Genomic DNA, 13887 nt, shown 5'->3' with positions numbered 1-13887 from the left:
CCGGCAGCGACGGGGTCCGCGTGGCGGCATGCAACCCTGGTTCGGTGAACGACGTCCTAACAGCCGCCCTACATCGCGCAGCCGCCCACCAGCAGCGGTTCGAAGTCCGCTTCGCGGCCTATTTCGACGCCCTGACCGATCCGGCGCGCGGCGCGCTGGACCTGCCGCCGCACGGCGCGTTTCCCCGCCAGGCCCTCGACCTGGTACGCGAGTTGTCACTGCGCGGCGGCAAACGCCTTCGGGTCGCCCTGCTGCACGAGGCCGCCGCCCTGGTCACGCACGAGCCGGTGCCCGGACTCGACGATGCCGCCGTGAGCATCGAACTGCTGCACACCCACGGCCTGATCCACGACGACATCATCGACGACGCGGCCGTACGCCGAGGCGGCCCATCCACCTACTACGCCTACCGCAGCCGGTTCCCCGACCGACCCGACGTCGCCCTCGCCCTGGCCGTCCTCGCCGGCGACCTGGCCGCGTTCCTGTCCCTGCGCGTCCTGCTCACCGGCGACCTGCCACCCGCCCGCATCGCGACCATGGCCGCCGTTCCCGCCGATGCGGGGGCCGCCATGATCAACGGGCAAATCCTGGACCTGGAACGCGACTTCCACCCGGACGCCGGCATCGGGTTCCTGCACACCGTCACCGAATACAAGTCGACCCGCTACTCGGTGCTCGCCCCGTTGCGCCTCGGCCTGCTCGCCGCCGGCGCCGACATCGCTCCGTACGAGGGCGAACTGCGCGCCTACGCCACCGCGGTGGGCATCGCCAACCAGATCCACGACGACTGGCTCGACCTGTTCGGCGACTCGGCAACCCTCGGCAAACCCCTCGGATCGGATATCCGCACCGGGCGACGCAGCTACGTCGTCCGCGCCCTCCTGGCGGCGACCGACGACGCCGAACGCAAGGTGGTGGACGCCGTTCTGGGAGATCCGGCCTGTGACGACGACGCCCTCGACCGGATCCGCCGGATCGCCCGCGCCCACGGCATCGACAGCAGCCTGCGAGCCGACGCCGAGCACCACGCGCGAGAGGCGGCGGCGCTGACCGGCACGTGGGGTGAACGATGGCGGCCGGAGGCCGTGGCGTTCTTCGCACACCTGCCGGCCTGGTCCGTCACGCGCGATCGGTAGAAACCGGCAGAAACTCTCCCCGACCGCCGCCGGAACATCCGCCCCACGGTCGGGACACGCCCGAACCGCAGGCTCCACCCAGCCGGCCAGACGTTCATGATCACTTCACCGGAAGGTCCAGTCGAGGTCTACCGGGACCGCACGGAAATCGCGCGGGTGAACATGGCCGCGGACAAGCACGACATCTACACCGACGGCAAGTGGTCGGCGAGCCGGCAGCCGCCGTACGCCAGCGCGGGCACCCTGAGCGGTCCCACCTGGACCGTGCGCCTCAAGGGCTCGACGAACCAGCAGATCAAGGACAACTTCACGTACACCAAGGCCGCGCGCAACACCGTGGCACCGCGGTTCACCACGCGTGAGCCGCTGTCCGCGGTGCGCGACGCCAAGGGCGGCACGGCCGTACGGATCGCCCAGGCCACGGACGACCAAATGGTGCACCACTACAACGTCGACATCACCGACGCGGCGACGGGCAAGTCGCTCGTCTCGTCCAAGGTCTTGTCGGACTACTACTTCATGCCCCGCCCGAACACCCTCGACATCCCCGTACCGGGCACGGTCGCGCGTGGCCGGTACGTGGCCCGGGTCGTGGCCGTGGACGCGTACGGCAACGCCTCACCGGCGGTATCGCTCACGTTCGGCAAGTAGCCGGAGCGGGACCGCGGGCAGCCTCTCCGCCCCGTCCCCGTCCCGCCACCCGGCCGGTCGCGCGTCGTCGTCGACCGCGACCCGGCCCTCGGCGGCGGGCGGTGCGCGTTCATGGTGCCAGGCCGGCCAGGATCACCACGGTGAGCGGGTCGTCGGGTCGGGCGTCGGCGCGGCAGACCATTACCTTGACCAGGGTCAGGATTTCGGTGGCCGTGAGGTCTCGACGCAGGTCGCCCTCCTCCTGTGCTTGGCCGATCACCTGCTCCAGGAGGACGTCGACCTCGCGTTGCAGTTCCACCACCTCTGGGTCCGCCACCGGCGTCGCGGTCAGCGTGGCGACCAGGGCCAGTGGGAGGTGGGTGCAGTACTCCACGATCTCGATCAGCGTGCGTCGCCGCGGCTCGTCTCGCCCGACCGCCTCCCGGGCATGGGCCAGCAGGTCACGCAGCGTGCAGGCGGCGATCGCGTGGACCAGGGCGTTGCGGTCCGGGAAATGCCGGTACAGGGTGCCGACGGCGACGCCGGCCTCGCGGGCGATCCGCTCCATCGACACGTCGGCGCCGTGCCGGGAGAACAGGCGAAGCGCCGCCGCGCCGATCAGCGCGCGGTTGCGTTCGGCGTCGGCTCGCACTCGGGGAACCCTTTCTTTCGTTTTCGTCGCGGAAGATGCACCACGACCAACCTGAAGGACGGGTTCAGCTTAGGTTACGCTGCATCGGGCAACATGAATCCACGATTCACCTTGGAGTCGCGATGCGCATCGGAACCCTGGTCAACCCGGAACGACCCGGCCTCGACGACCTCCTGGACGGTGTCCGGGACGCGGCTCGGGCCGGGCTGGACAGCGCTTTCCTTCCCCAACTCGCCTCCTGGGACGCGATCACCGTGGCCGCCCTCGCCGGCGCTCGCGTCCCGGGCATCGACGTCGGCACCTCGATCGTGCCCACCTACCCCCGACACGCGATCGCGCTGGCCGGTCAGGCCCTGACCGCGCATGCCGCCACCGGCGGGCGGTTCACGTTGGGGGTCGGTCCCGGGCACAAGCCGGTGATCGAGGGCGTGTTCGGCCACTCCTACGATCGTCCGGCCGACCACATCCGCGAATACCTCACCGTTCTGGGCCCGTTGCTGCGCGGTGAGGGCGTCGAGCACCGCGGCCGCACCGTCACCGCGGTCGGCGCCCTGGATACCCCCGGCGCCGGCACGCCCGATCTGCTCCTGGCCGCGCTGGGACCGAGGATGTTGCGGGTCGCGGGCGAACTCGCCGACGGCGTGGTCGTGGTGTGGACCGGCCCGGACGCGATCGCCGAACACATCCGCCCCACCGTCACCGAGGCCGCCGCGGCGGCCGGGCGACCCGCCCCCCGCATCGTGGTCACCGCCATCGTCAGCGTCACCGCCGACCCGGCACGGGTACTGCGCGAGGTCGGGCAGCGCCTCGGCTTCGCCGGCGAACTGCCCGCGTACCGCGCACAGTTGGACCGCCAGGGGAAGAAGGGCGTGGTCGAGACGGTGATCGCCGGGGACGAGGAGACGGTGGCGCGCGGGATTCGCCGCTACGCCGAGGCCGGCGCGACCGAGCTGACCGCGAGCCTGACCGGCACCGCCGAGGAACGCGCCGCGACGCTCGCCCTGTTGTCCGCGCTCCGCCGCGAGGGCTGACCACGCCGGACGCCGGCACGCGCCCGGTCCGGGACTCACCCGTCTGCCGGCGTCGATCCGAACGCGCCGATCAGTTCGTCGAACTCCGCCCGCACCAGGGGCGCGTGGGCATCGGCGCCCGGCAGCACCCAGAACCTGTCCTCGCGGATCGCCGCGGCGACCTGTTCGCCGGCCTCCCTGGCGCTCATCGCCCCCGCCCGCGACCTGCGCATCGCGTCGATCATGTCCCGGGCGGACGGCGTCGGCCCGCCGTCGCCGGGCATCCCGTCGTCGGCGTCCGCGACCGGGCGGGCGTTGACCCGGTCGAGCATCTCGGATCGCACCTTGCCCGGACACAGCAGCGACACCCCGACCGCGGTGTCGGCCAGTTCGGCACGAAGTCCCTTGGTCAGGCCGACGATCGCGTGTTTCGTGGCGCCGTACGGTCCGGTCATCGCGCCGCCGATCAAGCCGCCCATCGACGCGGTGTTCACGATGTGTCCGCCTTCCGGTTGCGCGAGCATCAGCGGAACGAACGTGCGCACGCCGTGCACGACGCCCCACAGGTTGACGTCCACGACCCACTGCCAGTCGACGAGTTCGGTCTCCCACTGCCTGTTCAACGTCCACACCCCGGCGTTGTTGCAGACGACGTCGACCCGTCCGAAACCGGCCAGTGCGGCATCCGCGAGGGCCCGGACGGCAGCCGCGTCCCGCACGTCGGTGGGCACCGCCGCCACCTCCGCGCCGTCCGCCCTCAACATCGCGGCGGCTTCCTCCAGCCGACCCGTGTCCGTGTCGGCCAGGACCACGCGCATCCCGTCGTCCGCCAACGCCTGCGCGATGCCGTAGCCGATGCCACCGGCCGCCCCGGTGACCACACCGACCCGTCCCGCGAGTTCCCGCATGTTGCCCTCCTCCCATCCGGACGACCCGCGCCGGCGGCCTCGCCCGCGCGTCCACCGCCCCCGGAGCCCGAGACCTCCACATGCGGGCCCGCGACCGTCGGGGCCGGATATCCGACCGGAACCGGCCGGCGAATCGCCCTCTCCCCCAGTCTTTCGGCCTCGTCAAATCCGGTGCCCCGCGGATCGATCCTCAGTTGGTGTTGAAGGCGTCGATGAAGCCGGGGGGATTCGACCACCCGCACGTCGTCGCGGTGTCGGTGACCGACATGCCGTTGGTGAGGTGGGCCAGCGCGTGATGGATGCGCAATATCGTGCGCCACTGGTGGAAGCTCATGCCCAGTTCGGCGTGGAAGAGGCGGCTGAGGGTGCGCTCACTGGCGCCCGCGGCGCGTCCGAGTTCGATCAGGGTCGCCGGCCGGGCGGGGTCGGCATGGAGGAGGTCGGTGACGGTGCGCAGCCGGTCGTCGTCCGGTTCGGGCAGGTGCAGGGACTGCGCCGGGGTATCGGACAGCTCGTCGACGACCACGGCGAGCAGTCGTCGGTGGGCGCCGGGGCGGGTCTCGGGGTGGTCGTCGGTCAGGACCAGGACGGCCTCGCGCAGCAGTGGGCTGACGGCGAAGACGCTGGGGTGCCCTACGAGTCGGCCACACAGGTCCAGCGGGATCGTCAGCAGGCGCGGTGGAACCGTTTGTCGTCCGGGAGTTCGGCCTCCGGGTAGAGGAACCGCTCGATGTCGTACCGGGTTTCGGCGTCGGTGCCGTGCGTGGCCCGGGCCCATCCGTACGTGGTGGCGTTGCCCGCGCCGGCGGACCGCTTCGGCGGCCCCGAGGTGCTGTATGCGGGCCGGGTGCCACGTCCCGCACCGGCACCCGGCGAAGTCCTCGTACGCGTGCACGCGTTCAGCGTGAACGGCGGTGAACCGGCCGCCCGTTCCGGTCGAGCCCGCCTCACCACCGGCCGAAAGTTCCCGCATCGGGCCGGACTTCGCCGGCGAAATCGCCGCACTCGGCACCGGCGCGACTGGCGTAACGGAGGGGAAGCTGCGGCCGGCGGTGGATACGGTTTTCCCGCTGGAAGAGACAGCGGTGGCACACCGGGCGCTGGAGGCGGGCGGGGTGCGGGGCAAGTACGTGGTCAGGGTCGACTAGGGTTCTTCGCGGTTGCCGCGGATGTCGTTTTCGGGAGCCGGGTGCGTGGCGTACGGGTTCGGCTCGTCGTCCGCGAGTACGCCCACGAAGGGTTCGCCCTCGCCCGCGAACGTGTACGCGCCGCTCTCGATGCGCTCGATCAGGCCGCGCGTCCATGCCGCGCCGGCGTCGGCCGAGTGCACCCACATGTTCATGATCTCGCCGATGTGTCCGAGTTGTTCGAGCCCCTCCGCCGGCGTGTAGTACTCGGTGACCGAGGACCGCCACCGCTGGAGTCCCGCGACCCTCTCCTCCAGGAGTGCGACCGCCTCGGCCCGCGGCAGGTCGACGATGAAGCCGATGCCGGCCGAGAGCACGTCGGTCTTCTGCTCGTGCGAACGCAGGGCCTCGCGAAGCAGGGTGAAGTACTCCTCGGTTCCCCTGTCGTTGATCTCGTATTCGACGCGCGGCGGCCCGCCGACGGTGCTCGGGGCGACGTCGTGCGCGACGAGGAGTCCCTGCTTCGCCATCTGCTTGAGCGCGTGGTAGATCGAGCCCGGCTTGGCGTTGGACCACTCGTGGGCCCCCCAGAATTCCAGGTCGTTGCGGACCTGATAGCCGTGCGCCCGTCCGTGCTGACGGACCGCGCCAAGGATCAGCAGCCGGATCGCTGACATGCGATCTCCTCTCCGGGCAGTTTTTACCGATATCACTATACAAGTTTGACTAGCGAGTGCGGCGCGGGTCGTCGTCGAGGTGTAATCAAGTTTGACTAGACGCTCGGAACGTCGTACGTTCCCTCTAGTCAAGTTTGACCACTGACATTGAGGGAGGCCGACTTGCCCGACTACGATCCGGCGATCGTCGTCGAAGGACTGCGCAAGAGCTACGGGGACAAGCAGGCGCTCGACGGCCTCGACCTCACCGTCCGCGCCGGGACCGTGCAGGGGATTCTCGGCCCGAACGGCGCCGGCAAGACCACGGCCGTACGCATCATGTCCACGCTGCTGCGCCCCGACGAGGGACGTGTCGAGGTGGCGGGAATCGACGTCCGGACCAGGGCCGCCGAGGTGCGCTCGCGCATCGGACTGCTCGGCCAGAACGCCGCGGTCGACGAAGAGCTCGGTGGCCGCCAGAACCTGGAGATGTTCGGCCGCCTCCACCATCTCGGCGCCCGCCGCGCCCGGGTCCGGGCCGACGAGCTCCTGGCCCGGTTCGGGCTCGCGGACACCGGCGACAAGGCCGTCAAGCAGTACAGCGGCGGCATGCGGCGGCGGCTCGACCTGGCGGCGTCGCTCATCTCCCGGCCGCAGGTGCTCTTCCTGGACGAGCCCACGACCGGGCTCGACCCCCGCGGCCGCGCGGAGGTGTGGAGCGCGGTGCGCTCCCTGGTGGACGGCGGCACCACCGTCCTGCTGACCACGCAATACCTGGAGGAGGCCGACCGGTTGGCCGATCGGATAGCGGTGATCGACCGCGGAAGGGTCATCGCGGAGGGTACGGCGGACGAGCTGAAGTCCGAGACCGGTGGCGACCGCATCGACGTGGTCCTGCGCGACGCGGCCCAGTTGGCACGCGCGGCCTCGCTCCTGCCCGGTGACGTGGTGGTCGACGAGGACCGGCGCATGGTCGGCACCTCGATCACCGACCGGATGGCCGCGCTGACCGAAACCGTACGGCTACTGGCGGCGGCCGGCATCGAGGCCGAGGACATCGTGGTACGCCGACCGACGCTCGACGAGGTCTTCATGCACCTGACGAAGGAGGACGCCGGATGAGTGCGATTCACGGCGCGGGCACGGCACATGGTGTGGGTTCGAGGTTGGGCTGGGCGGCCGTCGACTCCTGGACGATGACCAGGCGCGAACTGGCCCGCTGGGCGCGCCAACCCGTGCAGGTGGTCGTCGGCCTGGTCTTCCCGGTGATGATGCTGCTGATGTTCGGCTACCTGATCGGCGGCGGCCGGGGCGTCGCCGGGGACTTCCGGGCCTACCTGGTGCCCGGCATGCTCACCATGACCATGGCGTTCGGCCTGGAGGCGACGATGCTCGCGGTCACCCAGGACCTCGACAAGGGGGTCGTCGACCGGTTCCGCTCGATGCCCATGAACTCCGGCGCGGTTCTGGTCGGACGGAGCATCGCCGACATGTTGCAGTCGGCGGTCGGCCTGACCGTGATGATCGCGGTCGGATACGCCATCGGCTGGCGCACGCACGAGGGATTCGCCTCCTTCCTGGGCGCGGTGGGACTGCTGTTGTTGCTCCGGTTCGCAATGTTGTGGGTCGGCATCCACCTGGCGATGGTCGCGGGCAGGCCGGAACTGGTGCAGGCGGTGCAGATCCTGGTCTGGCCGCTCGGTTTCCTCTCCAACGCCATCGCCACACCCGAGTCGATGCCGTCGTGGCTGGGCGCGGTCGTGGAGTGGAACCCGATGTCGGCGACGGCCGGCGCGGTACGCGATCTGTTCGGCAACCCGGGCACGGGCGGCGACTCCTGGGCCGCGACCCACGCGGAACTCCTCGCGGTGGCCTGGCCGGTGGCGCTGATCGCGGTGTTCTCCCCACTGGCGGTCAAGCGCTTCCGCGACCTGAGCCGCTAGGAATTTCGGCCTGGGCTTCGGCTCATGCGGCCGAGGCCGAGGCCGAAGCCCGGGCCGCGCAGGATCCGGCTCGGCCGGGCGTGGGCGGACCGCTCGGGGACCACGCCGGCGCGTAGTGCGCCCTTGCGGCCCGCGTGTTCCAAGGCTTCGGTGATCCCGGTGCGAACGCGCCGGTAGCGGGCGACGAAGTACGGGTGGGCGGGGTGGTCGGCGGCGGTCGCCTCGGCGGAGACGACGCAGCACAGCTCGACGCCGTCTCCTTGTTTTCGCTGCGCCCGGGGCGCGTGACGCGTCACGCGAGGCGTTGCGCCAGTGCGCGTCCGGCCGCTCGGCCGGAGAAGATGCAGCCGCCGAGGAACGTGCCCTCCAGGGCGTTGTAGCCGTGGACACCACCGCCGCCGAAGCCGGCCGCCTCGCCTGCCGCGTACAGGCCCGGGATCACCTCGCCGTCCGGGCGCAGCGCCCGTGCGTCGAGGTCGGTTTCGAGGCCGCCGAGGCTCTTGCGGGTGAGGATGTGCAGGCGTACGGCGATCAGCGGACCGTGTGCGGGGTCGAGGAAGCGGTGCGGTTTGACCACGCGGGTGATCTTGTCGGGCAGGTAGGCGCGGGCGTTGCGGATGGACATCAGTTGCAGGTCCTTGCCGTACGGGTTGGCCGCCTCGCGGTCGTGGGCCAGCACCTCGCGCTCGATGTCGGCGTAGTCGAGCGGAGTGTCGGGGGTGAGTGCGTTCATCCCGTCGACGAGGGCACGCAGGTCGTGGCGGACCACGAAGTCCTCGCCGTGGTCGAGGAATGCCTGTACCGGCCCGGGGGCGCCCTTCTTGACCCGGGAGAGGGCGAGTTTGAGGTCCTTGCCGGTGATGTCGGGGTTCTGTTCGGACCCGGAGAGCGCGAACTCCTTCTCCACGATGGTGCGGGTGAGCAGGAACCAGGTGTGGTGATGTCCGGTGGCGCCGATGTGGCGCAGTGTGGCGAGGGTGTCGTGGCCGGGGAACAGCGGGGCGGGCAGGCGTTTGCCGGTGGCGTCGAACCACAGCGAGGACGGGCCGGGGATGATCCGGATCGCGTGGCCGGGCCAGATGGGGTCCCAGTTCTTGATGCCTTCGGTGTAGTGCCACATGCGGTCCCGGTTGACCAGGGACGCCCCGGCGCGTTCGGCGGCGTCGAGCATCCGGCCGTCGACGTACGCGGGCACCCCGGTGATCATCTCCGCCGGGGCGGGGCCGAGCCGGTCGACCGGCCAGTGTGCGCGGACCCGTTCGTGGTCGCCGCCGATCCCGCCGGAGGTGACCACGACGGCCTGGGCGCGCAGTTCGAACTCCGCGGCCGCCTCGCGCGAGGAGCGCACGCCGCGCGGCGCGTCGTGGGGTACGAGTACGGTCCCGCGCACACCGGTGACCGCGCCGTCCTCGACCACCAGGTCGTCGACCCGGTGCCGGAACCGGAAGTCCACCAGGCCGCGTTCGGCCGCTGCGAGCACCGGTTCGCGAAACACCCGCACCACCTCGGGGCCGGTGCCCCAGGTCACGTGGAAACGCGGTACGGAATTGCCGTGCCCGGTCGCGGTGCCGCCGCCACGCTCCGCCCACCCGACGGCGGGGGTCAGCCGCAGACCGAGCCCGTGCAGGTAGGCCCGTTTGGCCCCGGCGGCGAAGTCGACGTACGCCTCCGCCCACCGGCGCGGCCACCGATCCTCACGCTCGCGATCGAAGCCCGCCGAGCCGAGCCAGTCGGCGAGTGCGAGTTCCCGCGAGTCCTTGATACCCATACGGCGCTGCTCGGGACTGTCCACCAGGAACAACCCGCCCAACGACCAGAACGCCTGGCCACCCAGGTTGGCCTCGTTCTCCTGGTCCAGCACGATCACCCGCCGCCCCGCACGGGCGAGTTCGTACGTGGCCACCAAGCCCGCCAGGCCGGCACCGACGACGATGACGTCCGCGTGGTCGATCACAGCGGAACCTCCTGGCTGAATCTCGGGTGAACGTGGCGCGGGCGTGGACGGTGAAGTCGGCGAGCGGGCGGACCGGCCCACAAAACTCTAGTGGGCGTTCGGTTTCCACCAAAGCTTGAAAACCTTTTATCTGTTCGGTTTTCAGCCTGCTCTTGGTGTGCTGGTGTCGTGTCGGTTCCGTTTGTGATCCTGACGGGATCTTGACGTTTCTCCGGCGGGTTTTGACGGTGATCCGTGTGTACGTTCGACGTCGCGTAGCCGTCATCTCCGACCGATGGCCGCCCGGACAGTGTGGCAATCCCGGGTAAATAGGACATTCGGGCATGATCGCGCCTGTCGGCGGTTGTCCACCCGGGGTGCATCCGCCGGTCCGCGACCCGGACTTCCCCACATCGTCGGACCAGCACGCACGACAGGAGACCATCCCATGGCCGCGCCCGCCGCCCACCGTCCACGCCTGCGCACGTGGCTGCTCCGGGACCAGGCCGACGTCGGGAAACCGGGGACGTCGGCCGCACCCGGCCAGGCGGGCCGCCCGTGGTGGCGCGTGATGTGCCTGACCGGTCTCGACTACTTCTCCACCCTCGGCTACCAGCCCGGCATCGCGGCGTTGGCCGCCGGGCTGCTCTCGCCCCTGGCGACGATCGTGCTGGTCGCGCTGACCCTGTTCGGGGCGTTGCCGGTGTATCGACGGGTGGCCGAGGAGAGCCCGCACGGAGAAGGCTCGATCGCGATGCTCGAACGGCTGCTGTCCTTCTGGAAGGGCAAGCTGTTCGTACTCACCCTGCTCGGCTTCGCGGCCACCGACTTCCTCATCACCATCACCCTCTCGGCCGCCGACGCCACCGCGCACGTGACGGAGAACCCGCACTTCACGGCCACGCTCAGCGGCCACGAGGTGCTGATCACCCTGCTGATGGTCGGTTTGCTCGGCGCGGTGTTCCTCAAGGGTTTCGGCGAGGCGATCGGCCTGGCCGTGGTGCTGGTGTTCGTCTATCTGGTGCTGAACGCGGTGGTGGTCGCCGACGGCCTGTGGCGCGTGTTCGCCCACCCGCACGTCGTCACCGACTGGCGGCACGCGCTGGTCGCGGAGCGCGGGAGCATCTGGGTGATGGTCGGTGTGTCGCTGGTCGTCTTCCCGAAGCTCGCGCTGGGTCTGTCCGGGTTCGAGACGGGCGTCGCGGTCATGCCGCACGTCCAGGGCGCGCACGACGACGCCCCGCACCGCCCGGCCGCGCGGATCCGGGACACCAAGAAGCTGCTCACGACGGCGGCGCTGATCATGAGCGTCTTCCTGATCTGCAGCAGCTTCATCACCACGGTGCTGATCCCGAAGGACGCCTTCGAGGAGGGCGGTCCGGCGAACGGACGCGCGCTGGCGTATCTGGCACACGAGAACCTCGGGTCGGCGTTCGGGACGGTCTACGACGTCTCGACGATCCTCATCCTGTGGTTCGCCGGCGCGTCGGCGATGGCCGGCCTGCTCAACCTGATGCCGCGCTACCTGCCCCGCTACGGCATGGCCCCGCAATGGGCCCGCGCCGTACGCCCGATGGTCATCGTCTTCACGCTCGTCGGGTTCCTGGTGACCTGGATCTTCGACGCGAGCGTCGACAAGCAGGGCGGCGCCTACGCGACCGGCGTGCTCGTACTGATCACCTCGGCGGCCATCGCGGTGACCATCGCCGCCCGCCGGGCCGGCCAGCGCGGGTGGACGATCGCGTTCGGCGTCATCGCCTCGGTGTTCGTGTACACGACCGCGGTCAACGTCATCGAGCGCCCGGACGGCGTCAAGATCGGCGCGTGCTTCATCGCGGGCATCATGGCGCTGTCGCTGCTCTCGCGCCTGGTGCGGTCGTTCGAGCTGCGGGTGACCGACATGGAGTTGGACGACATGGCGCAGCGGTTCGTGCGCGACTGCACGCGCCGCACGATCCGCTTCATCGCCAATCAGCCCGGTACGCGCGACAAGGCCGAATACCGCGACAAGGCCGAGCAGATCCGCGCCGACAACCACCTGCCGTCCGGCGACGACGTGATCTTCGTCGAGGTGACGATCGTGGACCCGTCGGAGTTCGAGGCGGGCATGCGGGTCAAGGGTGAGGTGCTGCACGGCAGGTACCGGGTGCTGACGCTGGAGAGTTCGTCGGTGCCGAACGCGCTCGCCGCGCTTCTCCTGCATGTGCGCGACGCGTCGGGGCAGCGCCCGCACATCTATTTCGAATGGACCGAGGGCAATCCCCTCACCAATTTCCTGCGGTTCTTCCTCTTCGGCCAAGGCGAGGTCGCGCCCGTGACCCGCGAGGTGCTCCGCGAGGCCGAGCCGGACCGCGCCCGACGCCCGCACGTCCACGTCGGCTGATCCGGCGGGGGCGATCGACGCCATCGCGCCATCGGTGACGGCGTGCAGTTTCGTGCGGGGGGGGTGCCGGCTCGGACCAGCACCAACAGGCCCTGGTAGAGCGCCGGCAGGATGCAGCCCGGTCGCCTCCTCGATGTCCCGCAGCGAGGCCCCGAGATAGCCGCGGGCACGGAACAGTCGCATGGCGGACCCCAGGTCCTTCGCCTGGTCCCAGAGCTGCTTGCGACCCACCGCCACCTCCATAGGTGAGCACTCGCTCACAAAACTGGCACGCCACCCCGCCGCGCCGCTCCCCCGGCATCACCCGGCCCTCGACGCCGCCGGCGGCGAAGCCGGTGCGACGTACACCTTGCCGCCACGCGGCCTGTACGACGCACACGCCCACGCCGTCCGCCGGCTCGACGACGTTCACCCCCGCGCCCGGTGCGAGGCCGAGGAACGCCTTGCCGGTCTCGGCCAGTTGGCTATGAGCCGGCCGGCTCGACCGAGTTCGGCATGATGTCGGGGCGTGGGGCCGGAGTCCGTCGTGCCACTCTCGCGCCCTGCTGTCGCAGGATGGGCACGGCGGGGTTCGGGTCTCGACGTCGCGTGTGTCCGGACGTACGGTTCGGGGTGTGGAGGATGTGGATTTGGGGGGCGTCGAGGCGGTGCTCGTGGACTGGGATGGCACCGTCGTCGATTCCCAGCCGATGAATTTCCGGGCTCTGCGCGAGGTGTTGGCGTCGGTCGCCGGTGTGGTCCTGGACGAGGACTGGTATCGGGCGCGGTTGGGGACGTCGGTCGACGGTCTCCTCGTCGAGCTCGGTGCCTCGGTGCACACGGACGACGTGCTCGCGCGGTGCGGGGCGGTTCTGGTCGAACAGGCGCATCTGTTACGGACGTTCCCCGAGGTCGTGGCGCTGGTGCGGCGGGCGCGGGGGCTCGGGCTGCCGTGTGCGGTGGCCTCCGGCGGTGGTGGGCCCGTGGTGCGGGCGGGCATCGCGGCGGTGGGGCTCGGGGAGCTGTTCGACACGGTGGTCGTGCGCGAGGACGTGGCGCACGGGAAGCCGGCCCCGGACCTGTTCCTGGAGGCCGCCCGGCGCCTGGCGGTCCACCCGACGGGGTGCCTGGTGGTCGAGGACGCGAACGAGGGCGTGGCGGCCGCGCGAGCCGCGGGGATGAGGGTGCTCGACGTGCGCGGCAGGGTGACGTCGCGATGGTGACTCGGCACGCGATTCACCCGGACGACTCGCTCACGAACCGGCGGATCGGGGCCACTGTCACCGCAACGCCCGCGGCCACCGAGATCACCTGGACGCCCACCGAACCGTAGTCCCCGGCAAACCACACCTGCTTGCCTTCATCGCCCGGACCGACCGGGCGACGGCCGGATCACCGTCACCTCACAGCCGACCGTCCACATCGACCGGCCGCACCCGCCGAACGCGGGCAAAACCGCGGGCACGGACCACCCGCGTGTCTCGTGGGACGTGCCGAAGTCCGGAGAAGGACGGGCAAAGAGCCCCTCGC

14 protein-coding genes and 1 pseudogene are annotated in these 13887 nt (G+C 70.6%); 9 read left to right on the top strand and 6 right to left on the bottom strand.

What is annotated here, in order from left to right; translation table 11 throughout:
• Positions 1-44: 44 nt before the first annotated feature.
• Positions 45-1136, top strand: coding sequence for a polyprenyl synthetase family protein (locus tag ACWGR4_RS31565; protein ID WP_452130845.1), 1092 nt, complete (start codon positions 45-47; stop codon positions 1134-1136).
• A gap of 96 nt (positions 1137-1232) precedes the next feature.
• The gene (locus ACWGR4_RS31560) at positions 1233-1787 is read left to right on the top strand and encodes a hypothetical protein (RefSeq protein ID WP_452134283.1); all 555 of its coding nucleotides are present in this window, start codon (positions 1233-1235) and stop codon (positions 1785-1787) included.
• A gap of 109 nt (positions 1788-1896) precedes the next feature.
• Here ACWGR4_RS31560 and ACWGR4_RS31555 read toward each other — a convergent pair whose 3' ends face one another.
• Entirely contained in the window at positions 1897-2418 is a 522-nt protein-coding gene (locus ACWGR4_RS31555; RefSeq protein WP_452130843.1) for a TetR/AcrR family transcriptional regulator, read from the bottom strand.
• A gap of 122 nt (positions 2419-2540) precedes the next feature.
• On the opposite strand from ACWGR4_RS31555, the gene ACWGR4_RS31550 reads away from it, so the two are divergent.
• Positions 2541-3449, top strand: coding sequence for a TIGR03564 family F420-dependent LLM class oxidoreductase (locus tag ACWGR4_RS31550; RefSeq protein WP_452130842.1), 909 nt, complete (start codon positions 2541-2543; stop codon positions 3447-3449).
• 35 nt (positions 3450-3484) lie between these two features.
• On the opposite strand, the gene ACWGR4_RS31545 is transcribed toward ACWGR4_RS31550, so the two are convergent.
• Both ACWGR4_RS31545 and ACWGR4_RS31540 read right to left on the bottom strand, forming a co-directional pair.
• Positions 3485-4336: an SDR family NAD(P)-dependent oxidoreductase gene (locus ACWGR4_RS31545; RefSeq protein ID WP_452130841.1), complete on the bottom strand. Its 852-nt coding sequence runs from the start codon at positions 4334-4336 to the stop codon at positions 3485-3487.
• A 190-nt stretch (positions 4337-4526) separates the two neighbouring features.
• Positions 4527-5231 carry a helix-turn-helix domain-containing protein gene (locus tag ACWGR4_RS31540; protein ID WP_452130840.1) on the bottom strand — a complete coding sequence of 235 codons (705 nt, stop codon included), beginning with the start codon at positions 5229-5231 and terminating at the stop codon, positions 4527-4529.
• Between ACWGR4_RS31540 and ACWGR4_RS31535 the strand changes: the two are divergent.
• Together ACWGR4_RS31535 and ACWGR4_RS31530 are read left to right on the top strand one after the other, a co-directional pair.
• Positions 5124-5373 (top strand): annotated as a pseudogene (locus tag ACWGR4_RS31535) (alcohol dehydrogenase catalytic domain-containing protein); the annotation flags it as partial. The gene ACWGR4_RS31540 and the pseudogene ACWGR4_RS31535 sit on opposite strands and share 108 nt — an antisense overlap.
• A gap of 15 nt (positions 5374-5388) precedes the next feature.
• Positions 5389-5484 (top strand): zinc-binding dehydrogenase, encoded by a 96-nt coding sequence (locus ACWGR4_RS31530; protein WP_380006867.1) that lies wholly within the window; start codon positions 5389-5391, stop codon positions 5482-5484.
• Here the strand turns inward: ACWGR4_RS31530 and ACWGR4_RS31525 are convergent.
• Positions 5481-6140: a PadR family transcriptional regulator gene (locus ACWGR4_RS31525; protein ID WP_380006383.1), complete on the bottom strand. Its 660-nt coding sequence runs from the start codon at positions 6138-6140 to the stop codon at positions 5481-5483. The two genes, ACWGR4_RS31530 and ACWGR4_RS31525, sit on opposite strands and share 4 nt — an antisense overlap.
• 162 nt (positions 6141-6302) lie before the next feature.
• Between ACWGR4_RS31525 and ACWGR4_RS31520 the strand changes: the two genes are divergently transcribed.
• On the top strand, positions 6303-7241 hold the full coding sequence (locus ACWGR4_RS31520) for an ATP-binding cassette domain-containing protein (RefSeq protein WP_452130839.1): 939 nt from the start codon (positions 6303-6305) through the stop codon (positions 7239-7241).
• Positions 7238-8062: an ABC transporter permease gene (locus tag ACWGR4_RS31515; RefSeq protein WP_452130838.1), complete on the top strand. Its 825-nt coding sequence runs from the start codon at positions 7238-7240 to the stop codon at positions 8060-8062. Before ACWGR4_RS31520 ends, ACWGR4_RS31515 begins: the two co-directional genes overlap by 4 nt.
• Here ACWGR4_RS31515 and ACWGR4_RS31510 read toward each other — a convergent pair.
• Both ACWGR4_RS31510 and ACWGR4_RS31505 read right to left on the bottom strand, forming a co-directional pair.
• Positions 8059-8358 (bottom strand): hypothetical protein, encoded by a 300-nt coding sequence (locus ACWGR4_RS31510; RefSeq protein ID WP_452130837.1) that lies wholly within the window; start codon positions 8356-8358, stop codon positions 8059-8061. The two genes, ACWGR4_RS31515 and ACWGR4_RS31510, sit on opposite strands and share 4 nt — an antisense overlap.
• Positions 8355-10016 carry an FAD-binding dehydrogenase gene (locus tag ACWGR4_RS31505; protein ID WP_452130836.1) on the bottom strand — a complete coding sequence of 554 codons (1662 nt, stop codon included), beginning with the start codon at positions 10014-10016 and terminating at the stop codon, positions 8355-8357. The genes ACWGR4_RS31510 and ACWGR4_RS31505 overlap by 4 nt, the downstream gene beginning before the upstream one ends.
• A gap of 427 nt (positions 10017-10443) precedes the next feature.
• Between ACWGR4_RS31505 and ACWGR4_RS31500 the strand changes: the two genes are divergently transcribed.
• Together ACWGR4_RS31500 and ACWGR4_RS31495 are read left to right on the top strand one after the other, a co-directional pair.
• A complete protein-coding gene (locus ACWGR4_RS31500) occupies positions 10444-12378 on the top strand; it encodes an amino acid transporter (protein WP_452130835.1) in 1935 nt (644 codons plus the stop codon).
• Between the two features lie 614 nt (positions 12379-12992).
• Entirely contained in the window at positions 12993-13580 is a 588-nt protein-coding gene (locus tag ACWGR4_RS31495) for an HAD family hydrolase (RefSeq protein ID WP_452130834.1), read from the top strand.
• The last annotated feature ends 307 nt before the right edge of the window (positions 13581-13887 follow it).

This window comes from Embleya sp. NPDC055664, assembly GCF_053618075.1.
The sequence above is the reverse complement of the archived record's forward strand: the minus strand, read 5'-3'. Positions and strand labels throughout refer to the sequence as shown.

Bases quoted from the DNA above. Each gene is read 5' to 3' on its own strand.
- ACWGR4_RS31560 (WP_452134283.1), top strand. From the start codon at position 1,233: ATGATCACTTCACCGGAAGGTCCAGTCGAGGTCTACCGGGACCGCACG.
- ACWGR4_RS31550 (WP_452130842.1), top strand. From the start codon at position 2,541: ATGCGCATCGGAACCCTGGTCAACCCGGAACGACCCGGCCTCGACGAC.
- ACWGR4_RS31545 (WP_452130841.1), bottom strand. From the start codon at position 4,336: ATGCGGGAACTCGCGGGACGGGTCGGTGTGGTCACCGGGGCGGCCGGT.
- ACWGR4_RS31525 (WP_380006383.1), bottom strand. From the start codon at position 6,140: ATGTCAGCGATCCGGCTGCTGATCCTTGGCGCGGTCCGTCAGCACGGA.
- ACWGR4_RS31515 (WP_452130838.1), top strand. From the start codon at position 7,238: ATGAGTGCGATTCACGGCGCGGGCACGGCACATGGTGTGGGTTCGAGG.
- ACWGR4_RS31500 (WP_452130835.1), top strand. From the start codon at position 10,444: ATGGCCGCGCCCGCCGCCCACCGTCCACGCCTGCGCACGTGGCTGCTC.